Below are 11,342 nucleotides of genomic sequence, written 5' to 3' on the forward strand. Positions count from 1 at the left end.
TCAGGTAGTAATATCATGTCCGGTTGAATACTTACACTTTGGAGGAGGTAAGGCAGCTATGCTGGAGGCAGGAGGCAGAAGGAAAGAAAAGGTGAGAAGAGAAAAGGTTTTTTTATCACGCTATTATCCGGACATGATATAATAGAAAACCTCAATGTATCAGGCATGATGGCCGAGCCAAAGCTAGCTAAGGTTGTTGTGTCTATGGGTTTTTATGAGTTCCGTAGACAGTTAGATTACAAGTGTGAGCTATATGGTTCTCAACTAATCGTTGTTGATAGATGGTTTCCTAAATTTTAGCTGCGATTGCTCCGCAACGCTAGCGGGAACGAGATTTGTTTGCGTTTGCGTAGCATCCCGTAGGGAAGCATGACCTAGGAAATGCTAGTTTAAATCTAGCTATGGCGGTCAGTTCAACCGTGACAGCTTGTAGACTAGATAACGCCGACGTTACTGAGTGGGAAGCAGCAATGGAACAGATAATCATAAATTTCTATAGATTATCGTAGGTTTCTAAGAACGGCGCATTTGTGTCAACCCAAGGATGAAGAACTAGAAATTGCGGAATGTAGGTTGTAGCATTTTTTTGTCTCAAAAAGTGTCAGCTTTTTGGTGGCAAGAGCTGCATAAAGCTATTATTTTCAGACGGTTATGGCAGAACAATCTTGGGACAATTTTTCTGACTACCTCCTCTATAATTCCCATTTTTCCTGAATTCTGTTTGCGGAGTATGACCTAGGAAATTCTAAATTCAGAATTCTGACTCCTACCCCTACCACTCATACTTTATTCAGCAAACCCTAATTAGTAGCTTGCTCTACTCTCTGCTTTGCTATATCTAGATTATTTTGATACTCAAGGACTTTTGTTTGTGCTGTTTGGTAGTTTGGATCAGACTCTGGCACTTCTTTCATCAGTTCCACAGCTTTTTGCCAGTCATTAGCTACCGCGTTCCATTCAGATTTTGTTTGAGCAGTCCGGGCTTTTTCAGCAGCAGTTTGGGCACTTTTAACAGCAAAATACCAAGGATTTGTAACAGTAGCTTCAGGCTCAGTTTTTGGAGATGGTGAAGTTTCAGTATCTTCAGAAGATGTTTGTGGTTGAGGTGAGTCAGAGTCATTAGTTTCAGTGTTTTCTGGTTTTGACTCACTTAGGAAAGGTAAGGGAAATATTCCACTAAAGTGTAATGCTGCAAGGGCGGCTAATAGTACTAAAAAAATTACTAATGGTATTGCCAGAATGAGAGGAGTTTTCTTTTTTTGAGCTGGAGGTTGCTCTGATATTTCCTCTTCATATTCTTCATTTTCTTCATACTCAGTTTCTTCGTCATATTCTTCCTCCTCATAATAATCTTCGTCTGTTTCAGTTTCGTAGTCAGCTTCCACTTCTTCTCGATCTAACTCATCTATAGGTTGTATAGGTTGCTGAATATCTTCTAAGTCTGAGCCTTCTTCAAAGTCAGGTATATCGGATGTTGGTGGAGTACCTAAAATAATTTTATCTTCCCAGACTGGTTGTAGATCGCCAGTCTGAATACCATATACTTTGACTGTGTGGATTGATTCAACCCCCAGTTTAACGATTCCAGTTCTAATAAATTCAACAAGAGGAGCTTGTTGATTAGCAACTTGATCGGACTCGAGTGTAACTTCAAGACAATCATTGTCCCTCGTTACTTGGACGTTAATACCTTTTTTTTGTAGTGAGTGGTTAATAATTGAGGAGATAATTTTTGGATCTCCTTGTTTAGCAAGTTCCCGCAGATTATTTGATGCCATAAATAGCGCTCCTTTGGGCTGGAGGGCGAATAGTTGATTTACTTAAAATTATTTAATTATTATAGTGAATTACCAAAACCAAAACTTTTTGGCTTTGAGCTTACTGCTTTACAGAGTACCGCCTATACTAAGTTAACTTAATTGTCGGTCTTACGTTCTCTCTACAGATTTATATCTTAGTTGATAAATTCATCGACTTTACTCTATAAACTACAACCTTACTAGCACTAATTTTTACCTGTTTCTCTTTGAAAATATAGAAACTATCTAAGAATTAGTAAATGTAAGTTTTTAATGTTCCTGATTTTTCTACTTACTTTTTTCATAGTATGGGTCTTTATTAAAGCATTCGATAAATTTTGACATTTTTACAGCCAATTTTAAAATATTAAAAATCTTAACGGCAGTTTATTGTTTAACTGGGTTGGTCTAGCTACAAACTACCATGAGTTTTTCACATCCTCTAGATTTTCCTCCACAACTAATTAAATTAATCTCTATAGGCTGACCAACCGCTGATGATTTGCAGAATCAGAAAACCTACTACTTGGTCTATATATTAGCAGAAATCATCAATTTTTAACAAGATCGAATAATTAAAAATTGCTTCTTCTCTGTCTATACCTCCAGTTAAATTTATCATATTTATGATGTTTAATAGACATCTCCTCCAAAATAGGGATTAGGCAGTAGGGAGTAGGGAGTAAGGAGTACGCGGAAATAATTAATGAATATAGAGTACGATAATTAATTTGATTTTTTATTATTCGAGATGTCTAATAGAAACTCTGATTTTTTTACACTAAGTAAAATTATCTGAAAATTAGTAATCATTTTAGCTGATTATGGAATGCAAAACCTATGAATTTTATTAATTTTTAAGCATAGTGATTTTAGGAGGCATTCAAGATAAAAAGTTATACTAGCATTAATTGTTAAATATTTTCTAGGTTTTTTTCTGTTGGTAATTTAATGAATTTATATGTCCTGAATAAATATTTGCAACAATGATAATTATCGGGAGGAAAAACCTGAAAAAAAACTATATAAATTTACCGAAGAATTAATAATTAGGGTTTGCTGAAAAAGTCTTATGGGTAAGGGTAGGAGACAGGAGACAACCCACCCCTAACCCCTCCGGTGGAGGGGAAGACAGGAGACAGGAGTTAGGGGAATGAGCAAGGAGGTAGTAGGAAGAAGAATCAAGGAATTATTCTGCGCAACTATGTGCCTAAAATGCTAATTTTTTTAACCATTACAACCTAAAAGCTTGGACTTTTTTTAACTAAAAAATGCTAAAACCAACATAAGTCAATACTTTTAGATTTAATCAGCAAGCCCTAATTAAATAATTAAATAATTCAGAATTCAGGTTTAAAGCCTCCCCTTTCAAGGGGAAAAAAGCGGTCGAGGGATGGCGTTTTGCTCCGCAACATATAAAGCGGAGCGGCTCTGATAAGAGCGGGTTTCCTCGCCATATCCAATCGACCAAGAGAATAAATTTTTTCCTTTTAGTCAATCTTCTCCCTTTTAGGGCTATCCCTTATAAGGAACTCCTGAAAACCTTGTGTGGAGTAGGGGAGTAGGGGAGTAGGGAGCAGGGGAGAAGGGAGAAAGAATCAATTTAGATAGGAAAAACTACTTAAGTTATCAAGAAAAATCTACTTCTTAATACACTTTTTCTCTGGTAAAAATCTTTGAAAGGATACAACATAACTTGTATTTTTTGTCAAGCTTTATGTTAAGAAAGATGTTTATAAAGCATAGCTTTTAGGGAGAGGTAATTATCAATTATCAATTATCAATTATCAATTATCCATTATCAATTATCAATTATCAATTATCAATTATCAATTATCCATTAATGAATCAGACCGATAGGAATATTTGAATTATGGCCATAATGATTCCGGCCTCCTAAATTTTGATGCGCCACTACGATAGTTCTAAGATTTTTTACTTAAGAAATTTTTCTGAGAAAGCAACTGACAAAGTTCTATTACTTTAGTTTGTAGTGTAGATATTTGCTCTTTTCCTTCCTTGAGACTTACTTCTAACTCTAGTAATAAAGGTAAGGTTTTCTGTAATTGATTTAAGGACAAAGAATTAACCTCTTTTCGTAAAAAATATATCCTTTTAGGATTGCCTATTTCTGCAGCTTGAGCGATCGCTTTTTCATCTCGCTCCCCTGTATCTATCATTAGTTTTACCCAAAACCATATTCTAAATTGGCCTACTAGAGTAGCCACTATTCGTAATGGATGTTCGTTGTGGGCAATTAAATCTGCCACTAACTGCAAAGCTTTAACTGTATCACCTAAACGAATGGCTGTAGCTAACTTTAAACTACTTTGAGTCTGAGAACTCACCAGATTAGTAATTACTTCTAAGTCCACTACAGCATCTTGAGAAGCATATAATTGTAATTTAGTCAACTCACTATGAAGTTGTCGGCGATCGTTACCTAAAGCTTCTGCTAAAAAAGTAACCCCACTAGAATTAAGCTTAACTCCTACTTCCCGAGCAACTTCTTTAACTTGCTGCTCCAGTAACTCTGTTTTCCAAGGAGGAATAGGAGAAAAATCTCTAACCTCAGCCCATTTTTGGATCAATTTTGTGGACTTAAGTCTTTTATCAGGTTTATTGGGCGTAGTCAACAATAACACAGTAGTTTCAGGAATCTGAGGTAAAGTACGTTCCAAATTTTCCAATAGATTTTGTGAACAATGCTGAGTTATATTAGTATCGACTAGCCAGACAAAACGACTACCAGAACCAAAAGGAGGAGTCATGGCCTGATTCAATCCAGTTTGAACAGCATCTATTGCTGGCAAAATTTTGTCATAGTTAAAGCTAGCCCAATTAGGATCGAGGACAGATTCACGCAAAGCATTAGTTGCTAGCATCATTGAATATTCATCCTCGCCAAAGTATAGGTAAATTGGCATAAGAAGCTATTTTTTGATAAGGGGCGATTAAGATTGGACGATACATATCAGAACTACATTAACCGAGTAGCACAGACAACCTTGCTATCAAGTTACAAATCTCAGTTGGAATATATCCAACAGTCTCCGAAATTCACCAAACTGGATGGCCAAATTGAGCCTAAGAATTTTCCTGGCTATTCGGTGATTACTCCACCAGGGGAGGAAGACTCGCAAAACGTCAAGTTTTATGAGCATTTGCAACAATGTCAACAACAATTGGTAGAACTATTGGGAACTAATTTAATAATTCCCCTGCCTGGCAATAGTTTTCATTTAACCTTAGCTGATTTAATTTGGGAAAGTGCCTTTCTAGATGCTAGTCAAAGTAATCCTCAATTTGAAGAAAAACTACGCTCTTGTATTGCTGAAAGTCTTCAAGAGTTATCTATCGCTAAAAATGGCCATCAAGTACGTTGGCAAGTTTTAGGAATTATGGTAATGACTAGAGCTATTGGTGTTTGTCTAGTCCCAAAAGATGAAAGTTCTTACAATCAGGTTCTAGAACTACGTCGGTCAATTTATCAAAATCCTAATTTCATTGCTCTAGGTATCGAACAGCAATATCACTTTACTGCTCATGTTACTTTGGGGTACTTTGGGGAAATTCCATCAGATTTAGATATTGCTGCTGTGGGAGATAAGATTTCAGAATTAAATCATCAATGGTTGGAAAGCAATTCAGAAATGTTATTGCATCGCGGAGAACTCCGAAAGTTTGACAATATGCTACGGTATTATCGACAACCAGATTGGCCTCTTGTAGATTTGTAATTAAATCAGGCCATAAATCATACCTGGGAACATCTCTACCTCTATCTGAAATGGAGCGAGTGAGGACTCCCAGTGTAATCTCCAATTTACCAGGAGATGAATCGTGACCAAACAAACAAGCTAGTACTCCATTGAGATAGAATTATGATACAATGGGGACATGATAACACTAACCTATGAATTTAAGTTAATCCCTTCTCCAGAACAGATTGCCATCATAGAAGATATGCTGGCGGTCTGTAGGAAGGTGTGGAATTATGCCTTGAGAGAGCGAAAAGACTGGATTAACAGTAGGAAATGTGCAGTTAACTGTTGTTCATTACATCAAGAGTACATAATCCCTGGGGATGCACCTTACCCTAACTACAAAGTACAAGCAGCCAACTTAACAAAAGCAAAGAAAGCTAACCCAGAGCTGAAAAGAACAAATGCCCAAGTCTTACAGCAAGTCCTCAAGACTTTAGAAAGAGCATTTAATAACATGAAACAGCGGGGTTATGGCTTTCCTCGTTTTAAGAACAAGTACAGAATGCGGTCTTTTGTCTTCCCTCAGTTTAAGAGTAATCCCATCTCAAATGAGTATATAAAACTACCCCAAATTGGATTAGTTCGGATGAGATTATCTAGACCAATACCAGAAGGATTTAAACTGAAACAGGTTAGGGTTGTCAGACGAGCAAGTGGGTACTTTGCAATTGTTTCCTTGCAAAGTCCCGTCAGTGTTCCGGATACCCCTGCTTCTGGACATCCGTTAGGAATTGATATTGGACTTGATAAATTCTTAGCAACCTCTGATGGTGAATTGATTGAACGTCCAAAATTTTTAAGCCAACTACAAAGCAAGTTAAAATTACTGCAACGTAGATTAAAATTAAAATCTAAGGCTTCAGCAAATCGATATAAACTTAACCAAAAGATAGCAAGACTTCATCAAAAAATCTCAGACACCCGAAAAGACTTTCACTTTAAGCTAGCTCATAATTTATGTGACAAAGCAGGAATGATATTTGTGGAAGACCTAGACTTGAGAACCTGGGCCAAAGGAATGTTAAGTAAACATACTTTAGATGCAGGGTTCGGTCAGTTTTTCAAAATATTAGCTTGGGTATGCAGGAAACGAGGAGTTTATTTTGGCAAGGTAGACTACAGATATACAAGTCAAATTTGTCCGAATTGTGGAGCGCATACAGGTAAAAAAGATTTGTCTGAACGTATTCATAAATGTCCTGAATGTCACTACGAAATCAACCGGGATGTAGCAGCAGCAAAAGTGATTTGTCATCGAGGTGTCACTGCGGTCGGGCAGATCGTAGAACAAATTGACTGTGTAGGCGTACTGTCGGGGACTGGCAACAGTCTAGATAAGTGCCATTCAAGCAGTAAACCTAAATCGCGAGGTTTGGGTTTCTCCCGTTATAATCTTTGATTTAACGGGAGATGATGTCAAAAATTATTGTGAGTATAAATGTTATTGGCATAGGTTTAGATGGAGTTGTTGGACTAAATGAGTCAGTGCAGAAAATTATTGAAAAGGCGACTGTGTTAGTAGGAAGCGATCGCCATCTCCGTTATTTTCCAAATCATTCTGCCGAAATTATTGTACTGGAAGATATACTTGAGACAATTGTAGAAATACGAAAGTATTTAGATACCCCCAATAATTGTATTGTAGTTTTAGCTTCAGGAGACCCTTTATTTTTTGGTTTAGGGAGGTTATTAGTAGCACATTTTCCGCCAGAAAAATTAAGGTTTTATCCCCATCTGAGTTCGGTACAGTTAGCTTTTAGTCGCCTCAAAATTCCTTGGCAAGATGCTAAAATAATTAGCGTTCATGGTCGCTCAATGGATGAGTTGATTCAAGCACTACAGCAGGGAATTGAGAAAATAGCAGTCTTAACAGACCATACTCATACACCAAAGGCGATCGCTAGTTTGTTATTGAGTTTAGATTTACCAATTGACTATCATTTTTGGGTCTGTGAAAATATAGGTAGTGAGGATGAACGAGTTCAACAATGGTCTATAAGTGAAGCACAACAAGAAATATTTGCTCCGTTAAATGTAGTGGTATTATTACGTCAATCTAAAATAGCTAGTCAATCTATAGATTTAGCTAATTTGCCTTGGTTGGGGATATCAGATAATTATTTTTTTACTTACGACGATCGTCCAGGGTTAATGACGAAACGGGAAGTACGGGTGTTAATTTTGGCTGAGTTGGGTTTGCAACCAGGACAAATTATTTGGGATGTTGGTGCTGGTAGTGGTTCTGTTTCAGTTGAAATTGCTCGCCTTTTTAGTGATTCTACAGTATATGCCATTGAAAAAACTGCTGCTGGAACAAGTTTAATTGAAGAAAACTGCCGTCGCTTTCAGGTTAACAATGTAGTTTCTATTCATGGTAATGCTCCAGATATTTTGCATCACCTGCGCCCTCCCCATAGAATTTTTATTGGGGGCAGTAGTGGTAAACTCAGGAATATTCTGGGAGTTTGTGGGATGAGGATGCTACCTGGAGGAATTATAGTATTAGCGTTTACCAGTTTAGAAAATTTACATATTGCTTTAAGCTGGGTACAGGAAAGAAAAAAGAGCGATCGAAGTTGGAATTATCGTCTTTTGCAGGTACAGTTATCTCGTTCTATACCTATAGCTAATTTAACTCGCTTTACTCCACTCAATCCAGTGAATATTATGATTATTAGTAGGTAGGGAGTAGGGAGTAGGGGAGTGGGGGAGTGAGGGAGTGGGGGAGTGGGGGAGTGGGGGAGTAGGGGAGTGGAGGAGATTAAATATTGAAGTAATTATAGAATTATCAACATATACTATATAACCGGATTCTATATCAAAAGTCAAAACTCAAAAGTTAAAAGTAATATTTTTAGGACTCAAAACTTTAACTCTACAGTTTCACAGAAGTCAAAAGTCAAAAGTTAAAAGTTAAAAGTAATATTTTTAGGAGCGAAACTAAAGGTTAAAATTTGCTCCCTACTCCCTACTCCCTACTCCCTACTCCCCTACTCCCTACTCCCTACTCCCTACTCCCTACTCCCTTCTTACAAAAGTTAAAAGTAATATTTTTAGGAGCGAAACTAAAGGTTAAAATTTGCTCCCTACTCCCTACTCCCTACTCCCTACTCCCTTCTTACAAAAGTTAAAAGTAATATTTTTAGGAGCGAAACTAAAGGTTAAAATTTGCTCCCTACTCCCTACTCCCTACTCCCTACTCCCTTCTTACAAAAGTTAAAAGTAATATTTTTAGGAGCGAAACTAAAGGTTAAAACTTGATCCCTACTCCCCTACTCCCCTACTCCCTACTCTCTACTTACAGAGAATCAGTCAGAAAGCCACGCGGATTTATCCCGGGGTTGAATGACACAGAGGGGTTTTAACCCCGTGTTTTTGGGTATAATGACAACAAGCGAGTAGGAACAAGGTTGATAGTGTTGATCTGAAGCTAGTACAGGTGAAATTCCAGCCAGTAGGAAACTAACCGATTGATTCGGGTAAAGTTCCAGGGGACAGGCAAGCAACGCAGCTGAAGTAGCTATTTGAATCTGCCAGACTGGTATAGGCAACCACTCACGAAAGCGACGCGCGAAAGTAAGTGCAATGTAGGTGAAATATTCAGCCTATCTGAGCGTTTAGGGGGTTGCGTGACTACTCCCACTAGAAAAAGAGGCTAGTGACAGCTAGTAGTCGTTCAGAATCGTGGTTTTAACCCGATTTGGAACAACTGCTTAGAATCCCTCGTACTTTAGTCGAGGGAAAAGTCAAAAATGTTAAATTAATTTTGTACAGATATAGCAATGAGCGCTGGTATATTTACAAATTGCAGTAGGGGCCAAATAGCTAAAAGTCTTATATTTAGGACTTACGCATAAACGCTATTGGTAGGGTGTGTTAGCGCACTTAGTAACTGAGCGAGTCACTTTATATAGTGCCTTTGCGTAAGTCCTGTTATCGGCAATTTATTCCCCCAGATGAGCTGTTGCCTGCGCACAGCGCTATACTCAGACATTATCAAAAATTTATGACTAGCACAACTCCTACTCTTAGTCCTTTCTTAAGCAATAATTTTGCCCCTGTCAAAGAAGAAATAACTGCTGATAACCTCAAAGTTATTGGGGAACTACCCGCCGATCTTTCAGGAATGTTTGTTCGTAATGGCCCTAATCCCCAATTTTCTCCTATTGGTCAATATCATTGGTTTGATGGTGATGGAATGTTACATGGACTGAGAATTAATAATGGTAAAGCATCCTATCGCAACCGCTATGTAAGAACAAACAAATTTCAAATAGAAAATCAGGAAGGCAAGGCCGTCTGGACAGGATTATTAGAGCCACCCCAACAGGATAATCCCCATGGTACAGATACAAATAGAGCTAATACAGCTCTGGTATATCATGCTGGTCATTTCTTAGCTCTCAGAGAAGGTGGTATGCCCTATGAACTTAAATTACCCGATCTGACTACTATTGGCAAACATACTTTTAACAACAAACTTCAATCTTCTTTTACTGCTCATCCTAAAGTTGATGCAGTAACAGGGGAAATGATGTTTATTAGCTACTCAATGCCTCAACCTCCATATTTGCAATATGGCATTATTTCTCCAAGTGGGGAGTTGTTGCGAACAATACCTATTGATTTGCCAGTGGGAGTAATGATGCACGATTTTGCGATTACGGAAAACTATACTATATTTTTTGATTTGCCGATGAACTTTCGCCCAGAAAGAGTTGAAAAAGGTCAATTTCCTATCGCATTTGAGTCAGAGACACCCAGTCGCTTTGGTATTATTCCACGTCATGGGGATAATACTGAGGTGTGTTGGTTTGAAACTCCAGCTTGCTTTATTTACCATACTCTTAATGCTTATGAAGAGGGGGATGAGGTTGTATTGGTTGCTTGTCGGATGAGTGCAACTAATGTTTTTGTGACTAATGAAGGCGATCGCGATCCTCAAGGGGATATTCCGTATCTATATCGTTGGCGGTTTAACCTGAAAACTGGAGTAGTGAAGGAAGAAAAGCTAGATGAAGTGCCTTCAGAGTTTCCTCGGGTGAATGATGAATTAGTAGGGCGAAAAACTCGGTATGGTTATTTGGGAAGGATGGTATCGGGAGATTTGCCATTGTTTGATGGGTTGATAAAATATGACTTGGATACAGGAAAGTCGGATACTTATGAGTTTGGTAAAGGGCGTTATGGTGGCGAGGCGGTATTTGCACCTCGACTTAATGCTAGTAGTGAAGATGATGGTTGGTTAGTGACTTTTGTTTATGACGAAAATACTCAGACTTCTGAGTTGGTGGTAGTGAATGCTCAGGATATTAGTGGGGAAATTGTAGCGCGGGTGATGTTACCTCAAAGGGTTCCTTATGGTTTTCATGGTAGTTGGGTATCTGAGATGCAGTTGATAGCTAATAAACATCTCCTCCAAAAGAGGGAGTAGGCAGTAGGCAGTAGGCAGTAGGGAATCCACCCCTCGCCCCTCCCCCTCCCAGGAGGGGAATATAGCAATGAGCGCTCAGATATTTACAAGGCCCAGCTCAAAGTGCATTCTAGAAAAGGTGTACAAAAAATAATGTGTAAATATGCCAGCGCACATTGCTATAATTGATAATTTCTGTATGAGAATTGATTTTATTTTTGGTTTTTGGAGATGTCTAATATCATGTCCGGTAGCATCGGAGCGTGTATAAAATAAAGGTGACACTCTTGAGAAAACCTTCTGCCTCCTGCCTCCTGCCTCCTGCCTTCGGACAACCATTGTCTAATTATTCAACCGGACATG

General features: G+C 38.2%; 7 protein-coding genes. 5 read left to right on the forward strand and 2 right to left on the reverse strand.

Translation table 11 applies throughout. The features are described from left to right. Positions 1–165: 165 nt before the first annotated feature. On the forward strand, positions 166–300 hold the full coding sequence (locus F6K54_RS30200; RefSeq protein ID WP_366558274.1) for a hypothetical protein: 135 nt from the start codon (positions 166–168) through the stop codon (positions 298–300). 500 nt (positions 301–800) lie between these two features. Here F6K54_RS30200 and F6K54_RS30205 read toward each other — a convergent pair whose 3' ends face one another. Both F6K54_RS30205 and holA read right to left on the reverse strand, forming a co-directional pair. Continuing rightward, positions 801–1,778 (reverse strand): hypothetical protein, encoded by a 978-nt coding sequence (locus F6K54_RS30205; RefSeq protein ID WP_293086123.1) that lies wholly within the window; start codon positions 1,776–1,778, stop codon positions 801–803. A gap of 1,946 nt (positions 1,779–3,724) precedes the next feature. Continuing rightward, positions 3,725–4,726 carry a DNA polymerase III subunit delta gene (gene holA / locus F6K54_RS30210; protein WP_293086125.1) on the reverse strand — a complete coding sequence of 334 codons (1,002 nt, stop codon included), beginning with the start codon at positions 4,724–4,726 and terminating at the stop codon, positions 3,725–3,727. Positions 4,727–4,759: 33 nt separating this feature from the next. Between holA and F6K54_RS30215 the strand changes: the two genes are divergently transcribed. The 4 genes from F6K54_RS30215 to F6K54_RS30230 all read left to right on the forward strand — a co-directional run bounded on the left by F6K54_RS30215 (position 4,760) and on the right by F6K54_RS30230 (position 11,000). Then, positions 4,760–5,539: a DUF1868 domain-containing protein gene (locus F6K54_RS30215; RefSeq protein WP_293086127.1), complete on the forward strand. Its 780-nt coding sequence runs from the start codon at positions 4,760–4,762 to the stop codon at positions 5,537–5,539. A 160-nt stretch (positions 5,540–5,699) separates the two neighbouring features. Continuing rightward, complete coding sequence (locus tag F6K54_RS30220; protein WP_293086129.1) at positions 5,700–6,965, forward strand: transposase; 1,266 nt, start codon at positions 5,700–5,702, stop codon at positions 6,963–6,965. Positions 6,966–6,976: 11 nt separating this feature from the next. Next, positions 6,977–8,251, forward strand: a complete 1,275-nt coding sequence (gene cbiE / locus F6K54_RS30225; RefSeq protein WP_293086131.1) for a precorrin-6y C5,15-methyltransferase (decarboxylating) subunit CbiE — start codon at positions 6,977–6,979, stop codon at positions 8,249–8,251. Between the two features lie 1,321 nt (positions 8,252–9,572). Next, a complete protein-coding gene (locus tag F6K54_RS30230) occupies positions 9,573–11,000 on the forward strand; it encodes a carotenoid oxygenase family protein (protein WP_293086133.1) in 1,428 nt (475 codons plus the stop codon). The last annotated feature ends 342 nt before the right edge of the window (positions 11,001–11,342 follow it).

The organism is Okeania sp. SIO3B5 (genome assembly GCF_010692555.1).
Lineage (GTDB): Bacteria > Cyanobacteriota > Cyanobacteriia > Cyanobacteriales > Microcoleaceae > Okeania.